The sequence below is a fragment of the Venatorbacter sp. C2-1 genome (assembly GCF_022832715.1).
Lineage (GTDB): Bacteria > Pseudomonadota > Gammaproteobacteria > Pseudomonadales > Oceanobacteraceae > Venatoribacter > Venatoribacter alkanivorans.
The window spans coordinates 38,719-59,816 of the sequence record NZ_CP094879.1; the positions used below are offsets into that span (position 1 = coordinate 38,719).

13 protein-coding genes are annotated in these 21,098 nt (G+C 55.0%); 6 read left to right on the forward strand and 7 right to left on the reverse strand.

All coding sequences use genetic code 11. From position 1 onward, the window contains the following. Positions 1–847: 847 nt before the first annotated feature. The 3 genes from MT343_RS00160 to MT343_RS00170 are packed head-to-tail and all read right to left on the reverse strand — an operon-like array spanning position 848 to position 10,895. On the reverse strand, positions 848–4,000 hold the full coding sequence (locus MT343_RS00160) for a transglutaminase-like domain-containing protein (RefSeq protein WP_186435813.1): 3,153 nt from the start codon (positions 3,998–4,000) through the stop codon (positions 848–850). A gap of 20 nt (positions 4,001–4,020) precedes the next feature. Next, on the reverse strand, positions 4,021–8,148 hold the full coding sequence (locus tag MT343_RS00165) for a hypothetical protein (RefSeq protein ID WP_145467271.1): 4,128 nt from the start codon (positions 8,146–8,148) through the stop codon (positions 4,021–4,023). After that, positions 8,145–10,895 (reverse strand): carboxypeptidase regulatory-like domain-containing protein, encoded by a 2,751-nt coding sequence (locus MT343_RS00170; RefSeq protein WP_186435812.1) that lies wholly within the window; start codon positions 10,893–10,895, stop codon positions 8,145–8,147. Before MT343_RS00170 ends, MT343_RS00165 begins: the two co-directional genes overlap by 4 nt. Before the next feature lie 245 nt (positions 10,896–11,140). On the opposite strand from MT343_RS00170, the gene MT343_RS00175 reads away from it, so the two are divergent. The 4 genes from MT343_RS00175 to MT343_RS00190 are packed head-to-tail and all read left to right on the forward strand — an operon-like array spanning position 11,141 to position 14,261. Then, positions 11,141–11,686 carry an L-threonylcarbamoyladenylate synthase gene (locus MT343_RS00175; protein WP_145467267.1) on the forward strand — a complete coding sequence of 182 codons (546 nt, stop codon included), beginning with the start codon at positions 11,141–11,143 and terminating at the stop codon, positions 11,684–11,686. A 31-nt stretch (positions 11,687–11,717) separates the two neighbouring features. Beyond that, complete coding sequence (hemF, locus tag MT343_RS00180) at positions 11,718–12,671, forward strand: oxygen-dependent coproporphyrinogen oxidase (protein WP_145467265.1); 954 nt, start codon at positions 11,718–11,720, stop codon at positions 12,669–12,671. A gap of 10 nt (positions 12,672–12,681) precedes the next feature. Continuing rightward, entirely contained in the window at positions 12,682–13,512 is an 831-nt protein-coding gene (gene aroE / locus MT343_RS00185; protein WP_145467263.1) for a shikimate dehydrogenase, read from the forward strand. A gap of 50 nt (positions 13,513–13,562) precedes the next feature. Next, positions 13,563–14,261, forward strand: a complete 699-nt coding sequence (locus MT343_RS00190) for a VC0807 family protein (RefSeq protein ID WP_145467261.1) — start codon at positions 13,563–13,565, stop codon at positions 14,259–14,261. Between the two features lie 67 nt (positions 14,262–14,328). Here the strand turns inward: MT343_RS00190 and MT343_RS00195 are convergent, their stop codons facing one another. From MT343_RS00195 to MT343_RS00210, 4 genes are all read right to left on the reverse strand, one after another. Next, entirely contained in the window at positions 14,329–16,191 is a 1,863-nt protein-coding gene (locus tag MT343_RS00195; protein ID WP_145467259.1) for a choice-of-anchor I family protein, read from the reverse strand. Between the two features lie 173 nt (positions 16,192–16,364). Then, positions 16,365–17,087, reverse strand: a complete 723-nt coding sequence (locus tag MT343_RS00200) for a YebC/PmpR family DNA-binding transcriptional regulator (RefSeq protein ID WP_145467257.1) — start codon at positions 17,085–17,087, stop codon at positions 16,365–16,367. A gap of 278 nt (positions 17,088–17,365) precedes the next feature. After that, positions 17,366–17,935, reverse strand: coding sequence for a hypothetical protein (locus tag MT343_RS00205; protein ID WP_186435811.1), 570 nt, complete (start codon positions 17,933–17,935; stop codon positions 17,366–17,368). Positions 17,936–17,938: 3 nt separating this feature from the next. Further along, positions 17,939–18,511, reverse strand: a complete 573-nt coding sequence (locus MT343_RS00210; RefSeq protein WP_145467253.1) for a gamma carbonic anhydrase family protein — start codon at positions 18,509–18,511, stop codon at positions 17,939–17,941. A gap of 122 nt (positions 18,512–18,633) precedes the next feature. On the opposite strand from MT343_RS00210, the gene prlC reads away from it, so the two are divergent. Together prlC and MT343_RS00220 are read left to right on the forward strand one after the other, a co-directional pair. Beyond that, positions 18,634–20,721 (forward strand): oligopeptidase A, encoded by a 2,088-nt coding sequence (prlC, locus tag MT343_RS00215; RefSeq protein ID WP_145467251.1) that lies wholly within the window; start codon positions 18,634–18,636, stop codon positions 20,719–20,721. Beyond that, on the forward strand, positions 20,721–21,032 hold the full coding sequence (locus tag MT343_RS00220) for a YheV family putative zinc ribbon protein (RefSeq protein ID WP_145467249.1): 312 nt from the start codon (positions 20,721–20,723) through the stop codon (positions 21,030–21,032). The genes prlC and MT343_RS00220 overlap by 1 nt, the downstream gene beginning before the upstream one ends. The last annotated feature ends 66 nt before the right edge of the window (positions 21,033–21,098 follow it).

Here is a 21,098-nt window from a genome sequence, read left to right on the forward strand (position 1 = left end):
ACGAGTATGCTGGCAGAAACCCAAAAGAACGTGTCATTCTCTGGTGTAATTACATATCCTGAAACTGAATGTGTGTAAATCTTACCTTCGCACAGTTGGTAAACAAAATAACCAAGCAGTACGATGGCAGCAAGAGAAATGCCAAAGCTATCATTAAGATCTTCAGGTTTTTTAGTCACAGTTTTATCGAGACTCTCTAAATTGTGGAAGTGCAAAAACCAATAAAGATCAGAAAGAAAAAAATCGTTCCATGTCTGAGCTGCATTGTTTACATAGAAGTCTGTTATTCGAATCAAGGTCTATAGAAAGTCCGACTCTGTAAAGAGTGCGATGATGACAATTATAATTGAAGCTGAGCACTTAGAGTTCATTTTACGCTGTACATTAACCAAACCAGTTTTCTACGCGAATGTCTTCGCGTAGATGTCCTATTTGACCGTTCACAGATTAGCCATGACTACGATAATAGCTGAAGATATCACCAAACTGATGATCAGGCTCGGGAGTAGTCGTTTTTCACTATAGACGAAAGAAATTGATGGGGCTGACGGACACACCCAGGCATGGAGTGGATTAAGAGCTTTTTCCGCGGTATTTAGATCACTGAACAGACGGCTACCGAGTAAGCTCCAACGAACAGATTCGTATTGCTTTCCATCGAGCAGATACGTGTAGCGGATACTTGGCTTGTATCGTTTTCTGTTCTGAATCTGTACCTCATGAACCTCTGCCTGGATAATTTCAATAGGGACCATTTTCCAGAAAATGGTCCATATTTGTATCACGATTAAACATAGCGATATTAAGCTAACAGCAATCAGAATGCAGAATAGAAGTGTGTAAATCATTATGCAATTAATCTTGTATAAGAGTGAAACCTGCTAGTGTTCTGACTCAGATATCGGGAATAAAAGGCAGATAGCAGTACCGACATAAAGATAGCAAAGACAACACCTATAATTGCGGCAAAGACCGGACCGGCAAAGGCGAATGCCGCACCAATCACTAATGTTGTTGATGCGAAAGCAAACATTGCTCCAGATAGTCGGCCTAACTTATTACTCCATGACAGGGATGAATCCGTCAGCGTCAGAAATGCTTCTGCCAGTAAGGCGGCAATCCCTAAGAATTTTGCTGCTTGAGCAGCTTTGTACAGACTTTTATATCCGCCGTCGAATATAGGTTTACCGTTGTCTCCTGCGGACGTTATACCTGAAAGCCAGCCTAATATTCCGGAAACAGCAGTGAGAATATCCCCACCATTCTCCCCACCGCCAATCAGATAAGCACCGGCTCCGGTTTCCGGATCTATTACAGTATAACCAACAGACGATTTACCAAAAAAGCTGACCGGCTTTTCATGGGCTGTCACTTCTTTACCGGCGTATACCGAATTGCGGATATCCGTTTCAACAGATGCCGGCAACTGCAGGCCATTTAATGCGATGTCGAGGTTAGTTCGTGTGATGGTCCAGATTTTCTGGCCTTCGGCCGCTGCCAGCTGTAAGGCTTTGACTGCACTGATACCGTTTGCCGGACTGTCTTCAGTGCTGAACATCTGCTCGGGAACGAGATGCTCCATCGCACTCAGACGTGCACCGGAAGCGCGGTTGTAATTAATCCATTGCTGGGTGTCGTTATTTTTATGCGCCAGCAGATGCGTGATGTGATCAACGTCCATTACCAGACCGTCCATCTTCACGTTACGCGGAATACCAAACCAGTACAGCGGCGTCACATTGGTTTTGAATAAACCGTAGCTGGGTGCCTTATAGCTCACCATATTGGCCTGACGGGCAGAGATATCATCCTGCACATTATTCAGGGCAAAGTAGCTGAGGATGGTGGCGTAGAGTAAATCACCAACCAGCTGTTGTTTGCCAAGGTCGGTGTAATCTTCGGCAGTGATTTTCTGTTGGGTGTTTTCCAGATCATTTTTCAGTGCATCGGCCTGTGCCGGGCTGACGCCATGCAGGTCGAGCGCCAGTGCCCGGTATTCGCCGGCAATGGGTTTGTTCTGCGATGTACGCCAGCCACGGCCGGGCTGCCAGTAACCCATTTCTGATAACAGCTCAGTACCCATGGTCACGCTGCTGCTTGTCGCCGCTGCAATCTCACTGCCAATGGTAAATTCGCCGTTCAGATGAATCAGGTAACCGGGCAGGGTGTCGGGCACAGCCGCCGGGTCGATGTCGCCATTGGCATCCGGCTCCGGCAAATAGCTGGTGAGGGTTTGCTCATCGGCTTCTGAAGCCGGGGCAAATGACAGCGCCAGTTTTTTACCGGCTAACAAGGCGGTTGGCTGATTAATGCTGAGCAGAATATTGCCCATCTGCCCGTACTGACTGCTGCCCAGTGTGTATTTGAATTTCCAGCGCTGGTTGTCGGTCAGGGCCGAAGCCACCAGTTTGCGGGTACGCAGTTCGTACGGCAGTGAAGCCGCCAGTGATTCACGCACAACGGTCTTGATGGCAGCCGTACCCAGTACATCGCCGACGGTGGCGTCCGGAGCCTGGCTGTTGATGTAGTCTTCCAGCTGAGCCTGATAGTTGGTCAGTGCCTGCTCGACATCCTGCTGTGGAATACCCTGTACCCAGCCTTCGTCTTCATTAACAGTGCTGTTTTGTTCAAGGCTGTCGGCCAGCGCCTGGGCATCAAAAGGTACGGCCTGATCAAGGCCCATACCGTCCTGATATTCATATTGCTTGTAGCTGGCATCCATTGGAATCCAGCTGTCACCGACGCTGTGCTTTGCCCCGCGGCTGGGTAAATAATCGATCCAGGCTTCAACCCAGACATGCTCCAGTTCGAAGTGCGTCACCTGACCACCGCTGACCAGCATCTTGCTGGGCACGCCGCCCTGACCGAGCAGATTGCCGGCGGCTTCCGGTACCTGCACATTACCAACCCAGTTCATCACACTGGCGGCGGGCATGCGCACGGTACCAAAGGCGTAACGGGCCGGAACATTGGCGGCACGCAGCAGAGCAACCAGCAGGCTGGCGGTATCGAAGGCGTTACCTTTCTGATAAGTCAGGGTGTATTCAGCGCCCTGCACCGAACCGTAGCTGGGAATATATTCAACGTTATTACGAACCCACTGATAGATAGCGACCGGATCGTTATTCAGCTCACTGGCTTTGGCAATAATGGTCGGACTGAGCGGTGCGTCGAGGGTGGCATCCAGATCGGCCTGAACCGGGCCGCCGGGATTGCCCAGCATGTCCGGGGTAATGACGTTACTGGCCAGTTGTACGCCCTGCTCAAATAACGGCAGGTCGTAACGCTGACTCAGCAGTTTGGCATCCTGTGCCGGTTCCGGGGTCAGTTTCGGATCTGGTGTGCCCCACGGCAGTTGTTCCGGATCGAACGGATCACGCGGGTTACCGATACTGAAACTGTTCAGCAGGTTGTTCAGGGCGTTGAGCTGTTGCTCCTGATCATCCAGCGATTGCTCTTGTGTGGCTGCCGTCAGTTGTTCCTGCAGTTGTTGGTAGCGGGCCAGAATCTGCGTCTGCAGTTGCTGCTGTCGCTCCAGCACAACGGCCGGCAGGCGATGCTCCTGCAGACGGGCGGCTTCCTGTGCGAGGGAATTTTCGGTGTCCTGGCGCAGCTCATTCAGACGCTGCTGAAACCGCTGGCTGGGATTATCCGGCAAGGCATCCTCGCCAAAGCCAACAAAGCTCAGCGCACGGCTGACAAAGCCCTGCTCAGCATTCTGTTTGTTCAGCACCTGTTGCCGCTGCTGGCTGATATGGTCGCGCAGATTGGCCAGCACCTGATCAAGCTGCTGATTGTCCTGCAGCCAGCGTTGCTGTTCTTCCAGCTGCTGTTGCTGGTCAATTTCCACTGCAACCGCCCAGGACGGCCAGATCACCGCATTCAGAAAAACAACCAGCACCGTGCGCGCGATCAGGCGCAGCGGGCGGGATGAGCGTGGAGCGCTGTCCAGCAGCAGCTCCTGTTGCAGCAAAGGCATAGAAGGGGTTCCTGAAGTCATAACTGAATTCCGTTTCATGATCATTGCGCCAGCTTCTCGCCGACAAACTGAATATGACGCTGTACCTGCTGACGGGCGCTGGCGACATCGTCTTCATGGCCAACCAGCAACAGGTCGGCGGCCAGCAGCAACAGCGTCTGCGCCTGATACCAGTGCTCTTTATTGATGGCTTCGCGGGCCAGCTTGAACTTCAGCCAGGCATGGCGGTAGTTCAGGCGATACCAGTAGTCCCAGGCCAGGCTGTCGAGCAGTGCCTGGGTTGCCGCGAGTTCCGGGGTGGCGCTGGCGCTGAACGCAAAGCTGGCCTGCGTTTGTTGCAGTTGCTGATTGCCGTCAACGGTGGTGGTCAGCAGGCCGATGCTCTGCTCACCGTCGCGGTCGGCCAGTTTGATGTACAGACGTGATGCCAGAGTCTGCTGCTCTGCCAGCGTCAGAGTTGCCAGCCAGTGTTCATCCTGCTGAGCAAAGATGCTGGGAACCAGCAGCTCAGCACCTTCCGGCAGCAGCAGTTCGCTGACTAAGCTGACGGCACCGCGGTTGTTCTGCCACTGTACGTTCAGCGGCAGTACGGCAGAGCCCAGGGCCGGCAGTTCATCCGGCTGGATCTGTTGCAGTGCCTGCAGAATCAGTTCGGCATAGCTGCTGTCAGCCCCGGCCTGAGTGGCCTGCAGCAACAGGTCGAAACCAAAGAACAGGCTGCGTCCTTTGCCATAGTCGTAGCCGGTGATGGCGCGGCGCTTAACATCGAAAATGTCGTGCGCTTTATGCTCGCCTTTATCCAGCCAGCGCCAGTTATGCTGCTGGTCGTCTCCGGCCAGCGCGTATTCGGCAAGGGTTTCGGCGCCGGTCAGCCAGATACCCTGAACCTTATCGGCCAGCGGCAGCTGGGCATTCCAGGCGCTGCTCAGGTCAGAGTTGTGTACCTGTAATTCCCGCGCCCATGGATGACGGCCAATCACCGCCACACCCAGTGCCGATTCCAGCCACAGGTTACGTTTATCGAAACCACCGGCGACTATCAGGCCTTTACCGGCGAAGACCGCTTCGCGCAACTCTTTCTGTACCTGCCAGTGCAGTTGCGGGCGCTCGGCCAGCAACAGGTAGCTGCTGTAACCACCGAGACGGTGCTCGCGGGCAAAGTCATCGGCGCTGTGTACCAGCGTGTATTCCCAGCCAGCGTCCTGCAGCAGTTGTTCGATAAAGTCGTTCTGCTCATTCACATCCGGGCCGTTGAGCGGGCCGAACGGATCGGCATTACGCAGATCGTCATCGCTGTGCCACGGATGCCAGGCCAGCAGGCTGACGTCTTCGTACAGCTCATTAAGCGTTAATGGGCGGTCGCAGCTGCAGTCGAAAGTCCAGGACTTCTCAACCTTACTCAGCCAGTTACGTTTAACCGATACTTCAACCCGGTACTCTTTGCCCAGTCCGGATGATGACTGCACCAGCACCTCGAACTGGCCATTGGCCTGAGCTTTCACACTGAGATCGGTGTTGGCCTTGCCGTGGCGATGGTTGATTTCGGTATCCAGCGCACTGACGATCTCGGTATCCAACAGCTTGCCATCCGGGCCGTAGAGGCGGATTTCAATCTGCTGAGAGGTGCTCAGTTCGGCGCCGAAGTCGAAGCCAACGCGGATGTCCTCAAGAGCAGAACACTGACGCGGAGCATCGGTCAGCACCAGCACGCGGCCAGGGCCTTCACTGCTGAGGGCCGTGGATACTTCAGGCGCCAGCACTTCAAAGCTGTCACTGGCCAGAACCTGCCAGGTGCCGTTGATGTTGGCTTCCAGCACACAGGCATAACCACCGTAAGCCTGTCCTGCGGCGCTGAAGTCGGTGTGCCAGGTAAATTCATCATTGCGGCCGATATCGGCGCTGATTTCGGTGCGCTGCAGCAGGGTTTCGCTGTCCGCCTGAATCAGGCTGTAAGCCAGCTGAGTCCCCAAAGCCGCTTCCGGCGCCCGGTTGCGTACCGTGAAATCACAGCGGGTGCTGCCGGTATGATAGATACGGCTGTCTGCGGCCTGAACACTGCCCAGCAGTTCCTGCAGTGCCAGAGACTGCACGCGGAATCCGGCCTGCGAACGGCTGAGCTCCTGACCGCTGGCAGCATCCAGTGTTTTCCACACAGCCTGATACTGTCCCTGACTGGCGTCGTTCAGGGACAGCAGGAAGCTGAAGTCTTCCATTGACGACGGTGCGAGGCTGCCCAGATCACGGCTCTGGCGGAAAACTTCTGTGCCATCCGGCGCATACACCAGCAGTTCGTTGCGGGTGGTCGTCAGCGGCGCATTGCTGGAAGTATTCTGCAGACGGGCGCTGAGGTTAACGCTGTCCCAGCGGCCGTAAACCGGTTTGTCGGTATACAGACTGGTGGCCAGACTCAGCGCGCCGCCACTGTTAGTCACAACGCTGAAGGGGGCTTCGGCCACTGCGGTTACGCGGCCATCGGCGCGCAGCAGTTCGGCCCGCACGCGGTAGTTACCGGCAATCAGATTGCCGATGCTGAAGTCATAACCATTGATGGTTTTATCTTCCAGACTGGTGAAACTCAGGGTCTGTTCGTTCAGCTGGCTGACCAGTACGCCCTGTTCATCGACGATCTGCAGGCGGAAGCCGCTGCTGGTATCGCCTTCGTCCTGATTGCGGACCTGACTGCTGATAATGACCTGTTCCTGCGGCCGGTACTGAATGCGGTCGGTATTGGTCGACAGCGCCAGAACGGTTTCAGAAACCTGCACCGCGCGTGAGCCAAGGCCATCACGGATCAGATTGCCGTTCACATCGCGGTAGGTCATTTCCAGTTCATGGATAACCAGACGTGTTTCGCCGGGTTGCAGGTTGTGCAGCTTCAGGTCGAAACGGATATCGGCAATCTGGCCGACATCAAAGGTCGGGTAGTGCCACTCCACTTCCGACACCGGAGTACCGAGGCGAACGTCGGCCGGGGTTTCACTGAAGGTGCTCTGTTCGATATCAATATCGGTGGCGGCAATGCGGTCGATAACCCGCACATCACTGATCATTGGCTGAATAACCCGGATCACCAGCGACAGCGGCAGCGCACTGGCAGCCTTCTGGTCGGTGGCGGTAAAGGTCAGCAGTTTGTCACCGAGGTCGGCCATGGACGGAGTCCAGCTGAAACGCACCGCGCTCGGGTTGCCCTGAGTCAGGCTGCTGACGCTGGCACCGGCAGGCAGGCCGAGGTTGTTGACGAACACTTCGTCGTTGAGGTCGCTGTCGCTCGCCTGAATATCCAGGGTCAGCGTCTGGCCAACAATGGCATTGATAATATCGCCGGTTGCCGGTGATGGTGGCTGATCAAATACCGGTGGCTGGTTATCGACGAAGTCGCGCAGGTTGATAATAAAATCGACCACCACGGCGCTGCGCGGCTGATCAAACTCATCCAGATCTTCGATGGTGACCGACAGGGCATAGAGTCCGAGAGGTTCGTTCTGGCTGCCGGCACTCCAGTCGACATAACCGGTGCTGGTATCCAGCGTTAAACCGGTGGGATTGCGTGAGATACCTGACTGGCCAAGTGGCGTCAGGCTCCAGCGCAGATGGTCATTGTCTTTATCAACGGCAGGGACAGAGAAACTGCAGTCACCACGGGCGCAGCTGACAATCGGTGGCAGGCTGCTGACCGGAGAGCGGTTGCCGCTGCTCAGATCAACATTGGTATGCACCCGGTAATTACTGTTGGCAGAGTTACGCAGCGAGCCGATGCGGCAACAGACCGATAACGATGCCACCCAGGGCTCGCCATTGCTGCGCACCTGTGACGGATATTCGTGGCGCACGGTACCGGACTCCAGTCCGGCCTGACGGGCCTGACCGATAACCCAGTCTTCCTGAGTGTTAAGGGCGATGACCTCAAACTCATAGTTAGCGGATTTACCATCGCCGAAGCTGATACCTGCCGGACGGAAGACACTGCCCAGCTGCAGGTTGCCGAAATAGCTGCGGCGGAAGGCCACCACAATGCGGAAATCCACAGTTGTTTCACTGATCTCGGGACGAGGCTCCCAGCTGATATGACCATAGCGGGCATGGGAGGCCTGACTGGCAGGACTCAGCAGCACGGCGCACAGGCTCAGCAGAGCCAGGCACCAGATTTTAAAATGGGCCGGAAAAATCATTCGCCATCAACTCCTTTGATCAGAATGCGTACCTGTGAGCGGCGCTCGGCGCCCGGAATCAGTTGTTGCGGGGTGAGGTCCTGCTCCACCTGCAGGCGTACCGTTGGCGGCACGAACAGCTGTGCGGCCTCAGGGGTTCCCTGAGTGGCAGCCGTGTCGAGAGTCAGGGTCAGCGGGTAATTACCACTGCGGCTGATCTGTTGCTGCAGGTTTTCCAGCGTCAGCTGCAGATTGGTCTGCTCCGGCGTGATTTGCAGATCCTGACGACCACTGCTCAGGATCTGCTTGTCCGGGTCGGCCAGGGTCCAGCTGAGGCTGGCGTCGACCGGCACGTTGGAAGCATTACGCAGTAATGCCCCCAGCGTCAGATCGGCGTTGCTGTCGAGCAGGGCAAAGGCCGGAGTAATTTCTGCTGTCAGAGATGGCAGCGCCTGTGTCGGCTCGATCAGCAGAGGCGCTGCCGCTTCAGCCAGCACCTGGCTGGTGCCGGCGTCCAGAGCCTGAATGGTCACCCGGTATTGCCCGGGAGCCTGACGGCCGCTGTTCCAGCCCATGGCCAGTTCAACATGGCGGCTTTCATTCGGTGCCAGCACCTCAGTAGCGTCACTCAGATGCTGTTTGTAGTGTTCCCAGGCTTCGGCGTTATCGGTATCCGGTAACGCCGGCAGATCGGCCCCCGGGAAACGGTCAAGAATCTGGTTGTTGTTGTCGGTGATCAGCACATACAGCAGCAGGCGGCGCTCACGTACCGTGAGGTTGGTCAGTGTGGTGCTCAGTGCAACCCGCTGATAGGCGCCATAGGCTGGCTGGCCGGTGGTGACCTGGCTGACCTGAATGCCACCGGCGTTGGCTGGCATCAGGGCAATATCCATGGTCAGGGCACGCGGCTGGCTGAGGCTGACCGGCGCAGAACCAAAGACGTAACCGGTGGCGTTGGCTCCGATCACAAACTCCAGACTGGTAATGCCGTCGAGCTGATAGAAGCCGTTACTGTCGGAGGTCGTGCTGCTGCCAAATACGCTGACCTGAGCACCTTCAATTGCGGCCCCGCTGTCGGCATCGGTAATGCGGCCGGTAATACGGGTTGTGCTCACCGGCTCGCTGGCGGTCAGCAGAATATCTCCCAGTGCGGCGCGGCCGGTGGCCGGTACGACGACACTGAGCAGCACGCTGTCATAACCCGGGCGCGACAGCATAATCTGCTGCTCACCTGCCAGCGGTGACGGGATGGTAAAGCGGCCATCGCTGCCGGACAGCACCGCCGAGGCATTACTCAGCTGCTCGGCCTGTACATCGGCCAGCGGTTGTCCGGTCGTGGCATCCAGCACCCGGCCAGACAGTTGCAGCGGCACGGTGGGTTCTGAATCCGGCTGCAGCTGCACAGAAAACTCTGCTGCGCTGCCGGCCACCAGATTGGCACTGGCGCTGACGCCATGGTAACCGCTGGCGCTGATCATCAGGCTGGCACTGCCTGCACCTGAGCTGAGCTGATAGGAACCATCGACCGCGGTCAGGGTATCGGTTGTGGTGCCAGCCAGAGTGACCTGCACCAGAGCCTGAGCGACCGGCAGACCGGTATTGGCATCGCTGACCACACCACGCACCAGACTGGTGGTCGGCGCCAGATTCAGGCGGATATCGCCCAGATCAATCAGCTGCCCGGCTTTAACGTTCAGCGTCTGCGAGGCAGTCAGATAACCATCGGCTTCGTAGGTCAGGCGGTAGCTGCCTTCTTCCAGACCGTTAAGTACAAAGCTGCCTTGCGCATCGGATAACAGATCGGTAGCACTGAGCGGCGAGGTGGTAATACGTACATTAGCCAGCGGCTGTGCGCTGCCGGCATCGACCGTACGACCGCGAACCGTGGCCTTATCCGGTGCGGTTGGCAGGCTGATATTGGCACTCAGATACAGCGCCTGTACGGCCAGCGCGGTGGTAAAGGCATCATCCTGCCAGGAGCCATTGCCCTGCTGCTGCAGTTTCAGCCAGCTAAGGGTGTTGGCGTAGCGGGTAACATCGGTGGTCAGAGGGACAACCGCGAGCAGGAACAGCGCCGCTTGCCAGTCACTCTGCCAGCTGCCGTTGGCGGCGCTCAGGCTGTACAGGTATTCCTGACCTTTATTCAGAGATTCACCGACGTTGTACACATAGAGATAAGGGGTAACAGCGCGCAGAGTCAGGGCGGTGATATAAGCGGAGGAGGCGGTGTCGCTATCGAGGGCAAAGCTGCCGTCACTGCGCTGCTGGGAGAGCAGGAAACCGATAGCTGCCGAGGTTGCCGGTGAGGCCCGGTTACCGGCATTGGCCAGTACCTGCAGAGCAAACAAGGTGTCGTAGACTGAGCTGTCGAAGCCGTTTTCGTCACCAAAGCCGCCATCACTGTTCTGCCGCAGCGCCAGTGTGGCCAGGTCGTCGGCGAATGGCTGGCCGAGGCGCAGGTTGGCGCTGATGCGCCGGCTCAGCAATTCGGTCTCATGTGCATTGAGACCAGCCAGATAGGTTGCGAGCGTCTGGGTATTGAGATGATCCAGCTGCCCGGCACTGGCAAATGCCTGCAGAGCCTCGGTACTGGCCTGCCAGTCGGTGGCTGCCATGGTATTGCTGCGGAAGGATCCGTCCGCCTGCTGCTGGCTGCTGAGCCAGGCCAGTCCGCGGGTTATATCGTCAGACGTTGCGGAAGTGTGTGCGTGAAGCATGGCTGGCAGCAGTGCCAGCACAATATAGAAAACTCTGAACCAGACGTTCATCGGTTGCCCCTGAGTTGTTGAAGCAGGCCTGAAAACAGGCATGCATCGTCCCTGAAAAGTCGGCGAGGCTACTGACCTGAAATTACAGGTTCAATCTTGTCTTACGATAATCATTCTTAAGTCTTAGGCCTGAATTGTCCTAATACAGCAATGATGACGAAACAGCGTCAGCCGGGCCTCTACTTGCCGCTCCCGGCACCTTGTTGTAGGGTGCCGCCTTTCCCTTCATCTGCGGGTTTTCGTCCGTGAATAAATGGCATCTTGAACTGGCTGCTCACAGCATCCGCTCCGGCGGTGTGCTGGCCTATCCGACCGAGGCGGTTTGGGGCCTGGGTTGCGATCCGCGCAACGAGGCGGCCATCAGCCGTATTCTTGAACTTAAGAGTCGTCCGGCGCACAAAGGATTAGTGCTGGTGGCATCCTCATTGCAACAGCTGGATGAGTTGTTGTTGCCGCTGAGTGACAGCGATCTGGCAACCGTTAATGCCACCTGGCCGGGCCCGGTAACCTGGGTGTTACCCTGCCGCCGAGAGGTATCACCATTATTACGTGGTCGCCATGAATCGCTGGCGGTACGTGTTACCGATCATCCGCTGGTGCGTGCACTCTGTGATGAAGTTGGCCCGCTGGTCTCGACCTCGGCCAATCCGGCGGGGCGCGAACCGGCACGTTCAGCATTGCGGGTGCGGCAATATTTTACCGACCGTTTGGATTATGTTTTGCCGGGAGCACTGGGTGGCCGTGCTCAGCCGTCGGAAATCCGCACGCTGACAGGTCAGCGTTTGCGTTAACAGGCCCTGAAGGCCTCAGAGGAGAATATTTATGAGCCAGGCTCATTCGGGCTGCGATGTGGCAGCGGTTAAAGCGTTTCTGCTGGATCTGCAGGACCGTATTTGCAGTGCACTGGAAGCACAGGACGGTAAGGCGCAATTTCAGGAAGACTCTTGGGAGCGCCCGGCGGCTGAAGGTGATCTGGCATTAACCGGTGGTGGCCGTACCCGCGTGATCGCCGATGGTGCTGTGATTGAAAAGGGCGGCGTAAATTTTTCCCATGTGCGTGGCGCTCGCTTACCGGCGTCGGCAACGGCTAATCGTCCGGAACTGGCCGGACGCAGCTTTCAGGCGCTGGGTGTGTCGCTGGTGATTCATCCGCACAATCCTTATGTGCCGACTTCCCATGCCAACGTACGTTTATTTGTCGCCGAAAAAGAAGGCGAAGAGCCGGTTTGGTGGTTTGGTGGTGGCTTCGACCTGACGCCGTTTTACCCCTACGAAGAAGACGTGGTGCACTGGCATCAGACCGGTAAAGATCTGTGTGCACCTTTTGGTGAGGAAGTATTCGCCAAATACAAAAAATGGTGCGACGACTATTTCTACCTTAAACACCGTGACGAAAGCCGTGGTGTCGGCGGCCTGTTTTTCGACGACCTGAATGAGTGGGACGGCGAACTGAATTTTGAAAAATCCTTCGCTTTTATGCAGGCGGTGGGTAACGGCTATATCGATGCTTATGTACCCATTGTAGCGAAGCGCAAAGACACGCCTTATGGCGAGCGCGAGCGTAAATTCCAGTGTTACCGCCGTGGCCGCTATGTGGAATTTAATCTGGTGTTTGACCGCGGCACGATCTTTGGTCTGCAGACCGGTGGCCGTACCGAGTCGATTCTGATGTCACTGCCGCCGGTGGTGCACTGGGACTACGACTGGCAGCCGGAACCGGGCTCTGCCGAAGCGAAACTTTATACTGATTTCCTGCCCCATAAAGAATGGGTGTGAGGCTGTAGTTATGACTGATCTTTATGCCGTTGTGGGCAATCCCATTGGCCACAGTAAGTCGCCGCAGATTCATTCTGCATTTGCCGCGCAGACCCGTCAGGATCTGCTGTATACCGCGCAACTGGTACCGCTCGACAGCTTCGAGCTGGCACTGGATAAATTCTTTAAACACGGGGGCTGTGGTGTCAACGTGACCGTGCCGTTTAAAGAAAACGCCTGGCGTTACGCCGATGAATTTACCCCGCGGGCACAGCGCGCGCAGGCGGTGAATACCCTGAAAAAAATGTCCGATGGCAGCATTCTGGCCGATAACACCGATGGTGTGGGTCTGGTGCGCGATCTGACGGTGAATCATGGTGTGACATTAACCGGCAAACGTATTTTGTTGCTGGGTGCCGGTGGTGCGGTGCGTGGTGTGCTGCAGCCCATTCTGGAACAGCAGCCGGCGGAGCTGATTATTGCCAACCGCACCCTGAGTAAAGCGCAAACGCTGGCTGCGGACTTTGCTGATTTAGGCAATATTAAAGCGGCAGCATTTGATGCACTGAATGGCAGCTTCGATGTCATCATTAACGGTACATCGGCCAGTCTGAGCGGCGATTTACCACCATTGTCTCCGGCGGTATTAACGGCAGAAACCGTTTGCTACGACATGATGTACAGCACGCAAACCACGGTGTTTAACCAGTGGGCGCTGGATAATGGCGTGGGCAAAGTGATTGATGGTTTAGGCATGCTGGTAGAACAGGCGGCCGAAGCTTTTGCTCTGTGGCGTGATGTTCGTCCGGAAACCGCAACGGTGATTACAGTACTGCGTGGTGAGCGCCGTCAGCGCCGTTAATGCGCGCTGACGGCATTTCTGATCCGCCTGATTTTTTATGGAAACCTTTAATGACCACCACCTCAAGCAGCAAGAAGAATCATAATTTTTTCAGTAATCTGCTGTTCAATATCGTTATCCCAACACTGATTCTCACCAAAGCCAGTGGTGACGATATGCTTGGCCCGACACTGGGAGTTATCGTGGCGCTGGCATTCCCGCTGGCTTTTGGTCTGTGGGATCTGAAAACCGCCGGTAAAGTGAACGCCTTTTCGATACTGGGTATCGTCAGTGTATTACTGACCGGTGGTATCAGTTTGCTGCAGTTGCCGCCGGAATACCTTGCGGTAAAAGAAGCATTAATTCCGGGTCTGATTGGCATTGCGGTATTGCTGACCCTGAATACCCGTTACTCGTTATTGCGCATGATTATTCTGAATGACGAAGTCATCGATACAGAAAAACTGCAACAGGCAATTGCCGAACACGGTGAGGAAGAGAATTTTCAGCGTCACCTGACGATGGCTAATAAAATTATCGCCGCCTCATTTTTTCTGTCATCAGCGCTTAACTATGGCCTGGCGCGCTATATGGTAACCGCCATGCCAGGCACCGAAGAATATAACGAACAGCTGGGTGCAATGACGGCGATGAGCTATCCGGTGATTGTGGTGCCGAGTATGATTATTCTGGCCCTGGCTATCTGGTATCTGTTCCGCAATATTCACAAAGCAACCGGTCGCGGGCTGGAAGATTTTATGCGGCAGTAAGCTTGGCGCAGAGACATAAGAGATATAAAAAACCGCGCCGGAGCGCGGTTTTTTATCAATGCAGCCGTTACAGTGCAGCGCTGCTGAAATTCAGCTGATACACACTGGTTGTTCCACTCACTTCATTACCCACGGCAATAAAATGCTTACCGGCACGGCTGAAGTAGTCGATAGACTCAGGGCCTAAATCGCCGGCCGCGCTGTTGTAGGTATCGTTATCGCATTCACCATCGCCATTAACTTCGGTACAGACCGGTGCAGTAAAATCACGGTTATTCAGATAGCTCTGGAATACCGGTGCCTGCGGGTTGCTGATGTCGTACACCATGATGCCGCCCTGACGCTCGAGGCCAACGAACGCAAAAATACGGCCGTTAATGCTGGCCACTTCGATGGCTTCCGGCTCGGTGCCTTTGTCATCGCTGCGGTTGTCGGCGGTTTCTGCGGTTAAATTCACTTCGTTGTCGGCATTAAAATTATCCGGCTCAACGGCAAACACATGCTTGGCAATATCGTCGCCACTGTCGAATACCAGTTCCGCATTGCTGTTCCAGATGGAAAACGAACGCGCGCCGTAAGCGTACAGAGTGTCACCTGCGCCGATACTCTCACGGTCGTTAATCAATTTAAGACGCTTCAGCTGGTCGTTATCATCAAGCGCAGCTTTTAACGGATGGGCGTCAGCGACGATATCAAACAGGTCGCCGCCACGGGTTTCGTCGATATGAGAAATACAGTCGTCGCTTTCGTTGGCGTATTTCTGCGCGTCTTCGTCTTTGCCATCAACGGAATAATCTTTGCCATCCCAGCTGTGATTGGCCGCATCACAAGCCTGCTGTGTGGTTTCGTAAATATACTCGCGTCCGTCGCCTTCGTTGGCAGAAACAATATAGGTTTCGTTATTCAGTTCAAAGCTGGCAATGGTGTCCGGCATATACAGACCAGCCAGTTGCTCGTAGCTGGCAAACTGACCTGCCATACCGTCTTTATTGGAAGGGTCCAGTTGATTTCTGGATTCTGTATTCCACGACTTTTCTCCCAGCGCTTTAATGCTGTCTACGCGGGCGTTGGCCACATCGATAATGGCCATGGCGTTATTTTCCTGCAGCGCAACCCAGGCTTTGCTGCCGTCGCTGTTCAGGGTCAGATATTCCGGTTCCAGATCCTGTGCCACGCTGGTACCGGCCGGGCCGGAAATACGCACGCCGGCGGGTAATTCAGCCGCCCGGCTGCCACCGTTATTAAAATCGGCAAACAGCACTTGCTGTACCACGGCTTTATCGGCGCTGAAGCCTTTATTTAAATCGACAATGGTGACCGACCCTTGCGGATCATTTTTATAATCACCGCTTGGTTCGCCTTCGTTGGCGCTCAGAATATAACGGCCATCGGCTGACAGGGTGACCATATCCGGCAGGCTGCCGGCAGGGTAAGTTGCCAGCAGGCTCAGATCGTCAGAGCGGTACAGCGCAATCAGACCGGCATCCTGTTTTACTTTGGCTTCAATGGCGACGGCAACTAAACCATTTTTGGCTGAGACGCTGTTGGCTGCACCAATTTCAATACCGGCGGCAGTGGCTGCAGAGGCCAGATTGATACTGCCTTTTTTCGTCGGTGCGCTGTTGGTTTGCGCCAGTGATAAAACATCGATGGTGGCGTCTTTGGCGTTCACCACATAAAGCTGATCAGAACAGCTGTCATAGCTGACAATTTCTGCCGAGCTGGTGGCAAAGTCATTACCAGATTCATAGCTGTCGATCAGCGTCAGTTGCAGAGTCCCGGTTGCGCTGGACGCAGCGGCTTTTTCTACGCTGGTGCACTGAATACCCAGCTCAGCCAGTGGGCTTTTATTACTGTTTTTATTGTCATCGCCACCACAGGCGGCCAGCAGAGCCGTGCTTACCGCAACAGCCAGAAACTTCGGGTTCATAGTATCTCCGCTTAAAGTTAATTCATTTTATTGGCGCAGAGGATGGTGGGCGGATGTTACAGCTGCGTGAAATTGAGCCGTGAGGTGAACATGGCAGATTAAGTCTCAGTCATAAAAAACGCCGCTGTGGTTTCCCGCAGCGGCGTTTTTTTCAGTGTTGTTAAAAGCCAGAATCAGCCTTCAAACACACCGTTATGGTAGATGTGCGCAACATCTTCCAGATCGTTCAGCAGACCAGCGAAACGCTCGAACTGAGCGATGTCATCGCCGGATACCGGATGCTCGGTCTGTGGCAGATAAGTAATCTCCTCCACTTCGAAATCGATTTCCGGGTTCATCTCGGTCAGCGCGGTTTTCGCTTTGAAGTAATCGGTTGGCGGTACCAGCACGGTGATCATGCCGTCTTCGCAGTCGATATCGGAGACATCCACATCGGCCATCATCAGGGCTTCCAGTGCGGCTTCTTCGTCGTCACCGGCAAACACAAACATCGCGCGGTGATCGAACATATGCGACACCGAACCCTGGCTGCCCAGCTTGGCTTTGCACTTGGAGAAGATGCCACGGATATCACCGAAGGTACGGTTGCCGTTATCGGTCAGGGCGCTGATCAGCACCATGCAGCCGCCGGGGCCGATGCCTTCGTACAATGCAGGCTGGAAGTCTTCACCGGCGCCGCCTTTGGCTTTGTCGATGGCCTTCTCGATCACGTGGCTTGGCACCTGATCTTTCTTGGCTTTATCAATCAGTCCGCGCAACGACAGGTTGGCAGACGGGTCAACACCACCGTTTTTGGCGCACATATAAATCTCGCGGCCATAACGGGAATACACTTTGGTTTTTGCTGCGGCCGTTTTGGCCATCGATTCTTTACGGTTCTGGTACGCGCGGCCCATAGGAATTGCTTCTTGTGGCTAATGAAAAAACGCACCGATTGTAACCTCTGGGCGCGATGCTGTCTTCTGTGGGGTGAGGGGTGTTAATAAGTGGCAGGTATGAGTCCTGAGACAGGAGCCATCAGACAGGTTCGTGGTCTGGCCGCGCAAGGGTTGTTTTGCCGCTCGACAGAATGTTCAGAAGATGGCTATAACCAGCTGGTGGATAAATAGGGTGTTCAGAAGAGGCTTGAATATCTTCTGGCTTAAATGCCAAGCCTTACAGAAGGAAACACATTTTAATTCTGATAAGACAAGCCTGAGCTACAGTTTTCTGCCTTATCTTCCCACTGCTTTGTTAGCACAAAACCATCATTCGTATAGGTATATTTTTCGTGCACAAGTATCTGGCAGCTATCCAGTAAAGTTGTGCTTTTGGCTTCTGTGATCAGGCTTCCCTGATCATCCCGGCTTGTCCAGATAATGCCTTTGCTGACGCTGATAACACCACCTGCAGCCGGAGTTAAAGATTTATCTGAAATTTCAAAAAAATGTGCGGTGGTTGTATTTGCGCCGGTCACTAAGGTGATTTGTAGCAGCTGTTTGTCTGCAAGATAAAATTCCTGAATAGCCGTAACGGTATGGCCTTGCATTGGCAAGCGCAGAGACGGATTGCCGGAGTGAATCAGGTACATCTGTTCTCCCGGATAACAGAAGCCATCCTGATCTGCCTGTTCGGTGCGGTAAATTTCATAGTTCTGCAGTTGAGCCGTCAGATGTGATTGCCAGCAGAGTACTTTCGCTTCGGTCGAACAGGATGCGGCAAGCAGCATTAATCCGGCAGTATTCATCCATGAATTTCTTTTCATTCGCTATTTTTCCTGAGTAGTGCTGTTAATCGGAAGATCATACCCCTCCGCCAGATGCTTATCCTTCAGCCGCACATAATTCCCCGCACCATAGGTAAAAAAGCTGCGTTCTTTTTCGGTAATCGGCCGTGCCTGTTTGGCCGGGTTGCCAACGTATAAATAACCGCTTTCCAGACGTTTGCCCGGTGTCACTACGGCGCCGGCGGCGACGATCACTTCGTCTTCGACGATGGCGCCGTCCATGATCATGGATTTCATGCCGATTAATACGCGGTTGCCGATGGTGCAGCCGTGCAGCATGGCCTGATGGCCGATGGTAACGTCGTCGCCGATAATCAGCGGGTAGCCGCCGGGGTTGTAGTCGGAGGCGTGGGTAATATGCAGTACGCTGCCATCCTGTACGCTGGTGCGCGCGCCGATACGGATATGGTGCATATCGCCGCGGATAACCGCTAACGGCCAGACCGAGCAGTCGTCGCCCATTTCCACATCGCCGATAATTACCGCACTGCGGTCTACGAATACGCGTTCGCCCAGTTTCGGGCTATGGCCCTGATAGCTTCTTACGTCTGACATTGTGTTCTGTTCCCGCGCTATGATCTTGAATTAAGGCCATTTGACCCAATTTATAAGGCATTGAGCAAGGGTTGCCCGTCAGGCACCTTCACCTACGCCCCTTTTCCGGAAGCGAAGCATCTATGACCACTTCTTCATCTACCAGCGCAACGGCTGCGGCAGCGGCGACAAATCCGCTGTCAGTAAACCATCGCCTGCCGCCGTTTTCGGCTATTAAACCAGAACATATCAAACCTGCTATCGAACAAAGGTTGAACCAGAACCGCGAGCGTATCCGCGAGTTGCTGGCCACGGTCAGCGAGCCGACCTGGGAAAACTTTATTGCGCCGATGGAAGCCTGGGACGATGAACTGAGCCAGGCCTGGTCGCCGGTCGGTCATTTAAACGGTGTGCTTAACAGCGATGAACTGCGCGATGCCTATAACGCCTGCCTGCCGCTGCTGAGCCAGTACAGTACCGAAATGGGGCAGAACAAAGCGCTGTGCGACGCCTATAAAAAGCTGCGCGCCTCGGCGCAGTTCGACAGCCTGAGCACCGCACAGAAAACAGCGGTGGAACATGCACTGCGCGATTTCCATCTGGCCGGTGTCGATCTGCCGGACGATAAGAAAGCCCGCTATGGCGAAATCCGTCAGCGTTTATCTGAGCTGACCTCTAAATTCGGCGAGAACGTGCTGGATGCCACCAATCACTGGAGCAAACTGATCAGCGATAAGTCCGAGCTGGCTGGTCTGCCCGACAGCGCTCTCGACCTGCTGGCGCAACAGGCTAAAGCGCATGAGCAGGAAGGTTATCGTTTAACGCTGGATTTCCCGTCCTATATGCCGGTGCTGACCTACGGTGAAAACCGCAGCCTGCGCGAAGAAATGTACACCGCCTATGTTACCCGCGCCTCCGATCAGGGCCCGGATGCCGGCAAGTTTGATAACAGCCAGCTGATGAATGAAATTCTGACCCTGCGTTATGAGCTGGCCAAACTGCTGGGTTTTGAGTCGTACGCCCATTATTCGGTCGAAACCAAAATGGCCGGCTCACCGGATGAAGTGCTGGAGTTTTTAAGCGATCTGGCGGCCAAAGCCAAACCCCAGGCGGAGCGCGAATTTGCCGAGCTGAAAGCCTTTGCCGCCGAACAGGGCTGCGCTGATTTACAGCCGTGGGATGTGAGCTTTTACAGCGAAAAATTACGTCAGGCACGTTACGCCATTTCGCAGGAAGATATCCGCCCGTACCTGCCGGTCGACACCGTGATTAACGGCATGTTCGAAGTAGTTTCGCGTCTGTATGGCCTGAGCTTTGAAGAGCAGAAAACCTTCGACAGCTATCATCCGGATGCACGCTTTTTCCACGTATTAAAAGACGGCGAACAGATTGCGGCCTTCTATCTGGATTTATACGCACGGGCGAAAAAACGCGGCGGCGCGTGGATGGACGATTGCCGTATCCGTCGCCGTAACGCCGATGGCAGCATCCAGCTGCCGGTGGCTTATCTGGTGTGTAACTTTACTCCACCGGTGGGTGATAAACCGGCACTGCTGACCCACGACGAGCTGACCACGCTGTTCCATGAATTTGGTCACGGTCTGCACCATATGCTGACGCAGATTGATGTGGCGGCGGTGAGTGGCATTAATGGCGTGGCCTGGGATGCCGTCGAACTGCCGAGTCAGTTCCTGGAAAACTGGTGTTACGAGCCGGAGGCGCTGGCTTTTATTTCTGGTCACTACCAAACGGGCGAGCCGCTGCCACAGGAACTGCTGGATAAACTGCTCGCCGCCAAACATTTCCAGAGCGCGATGATGACCATGCGTCAGCAGGAATTTGCCCTGTTCGATTTCCGCCTGCACCACGAATTCCGTGAGCAGCCGGTGGATGTGCAGCAGCTGCTGAACGAAGTACGTGCTCAGGTAGCGGTGGTGCCGATTGCCGGCTTTAACCGTTTCCAGCACAGCTTCAGCCATATTTTTGCCGGTGGTTATGCGGCCGGTTATTACTCCTACAAATGGGCCGAAGTACTGAGTGCCGATGCTTATTCGCGCTTTGAAGAAGAAGGCATTTTCAACCGTGCAACCGGCGAAAGTTTCCTGCAGGAAATTCTCAGTCAGGGCGGCTCGCGTGAAGCAGCGGTTCTGTTTGAAAACTTCCGTGGCCGTAAGCCGTCGGTTGAGCCTTTGCTGCGCCACAGCGGCATTGTGGTGGAGGAAGTTGCCTGATGTCTGAGTACAAGCCCAAACGTCCGCGCCGCTTTATCGCCGGCGCTGTTTGCCCCAAGTGCAGCGAAATGGACAAGACCGTTATGTACAGCAACGATGACGGCGAAGAAGTGCGCGAGTGCATCAGCTGCGGTTTCAGCCAGACCACCACCGAGCAGGCGCAGGAAGATCAGCAGGCGCAGGAACTGGTGACACGGGTAACGCCCGATGGCAAACCGATTCTGGACGACGGTGAGCAACCGCTGAAAATTCTCGGCCTCTCGCCCTCCGCTGTTAACACAAAGGCTGATCCTGACGCTGACAAAAAGTGACCTTTTTATTGGTTGAGTCATCAGTAAAGAGCCAGTAGACTGACATTATTAACAGCACCCGCTGCC

Bases quoted from the DNA above. Each gene is read 5' to 3' on its own strand.
- MT343_RS00205 (WP_186435811.1), bottom strand. From the start codon at position 17,935: ATGAAAAGAAATTCATGGATGAATACTGCCGGATTAATGCTGCTTGCC.
- prlC (WP_145467251.1), top strand. From the start codon at position 18,634: ATGACCACTTCTTCATCTACCAGCGCAACGGCTGCGGCAGCGGCGACA.
- MT343_RS00210 (WP_145467253.1), bottom strand. From the start codon at position 18,511: ATGTCAGACGTAAGAAGCTATCAGGGCCATAGCCCGAAACTGGGCGAA.
- MT343_RS00190 (WP_145467261.1), top strand. From the start codon at position 13,563: ATGACCACCACCTCAAGCAGCAAGAAGAATCATAATTTTTTCAGTAAT.
- MT343_RS00165 (WP_145467271.1), bottom strand. From the start codon at position 8,148: ATGATTTTTCCGGCCCATTTTAAAATCTGGTGCCTGGCTCTGCTGAGC.
- MT343_RS00200 (WP_145467257.1), bottom strand. From the start codon at position 17,087: ATGGGCCGCGCGTACCAGAACCGTAAAGAATCGATGGCCAAAACGGCC.
- MT343_RS00160 (WP_186435813.1), bottom strand. From the start codon at position 4,000: ATGACTTCAGGAACCCCTTCTATGCCTTTGCTGCAACAGGAGCTGCTG.
- aroE (WP_145467263.1), top strand. From the start codon at position 12,682: ATGACTGATCTTTATGCCGTTGTGGGCAATCCCATTGGCCACAGTAAG.
- MT343_RS00220 (WP_145467249.1), top strand. From the start codon at position 20,721: ATGTCTGAGTACAAGCCCAAACGTCCGCGCCGCTTTATCGCCGGCGCT.
- MT343_RS00195 (WP_145467259.1), bottom strand. From the start codon at position 16,191: ATGAACCCGAAGTTTCTGGCTGTTGCGGTAAGCACGGCTCTGCTGGCC.
- MT343_RS00170 (WP_186435812.1), bottom strand. From the start codon at position 10,895: ATGAACGTCTGGTTCAGAGTTTTCTATATTGTGCTGGCACTGCTGCCA.
- hemF (WP_145467265.1), top strand. From the start codon at position 11,718: ATGAGCCAGGCTCATTCGGGCTGCGATGTGGCAGCGGTTAAAGCGTTT.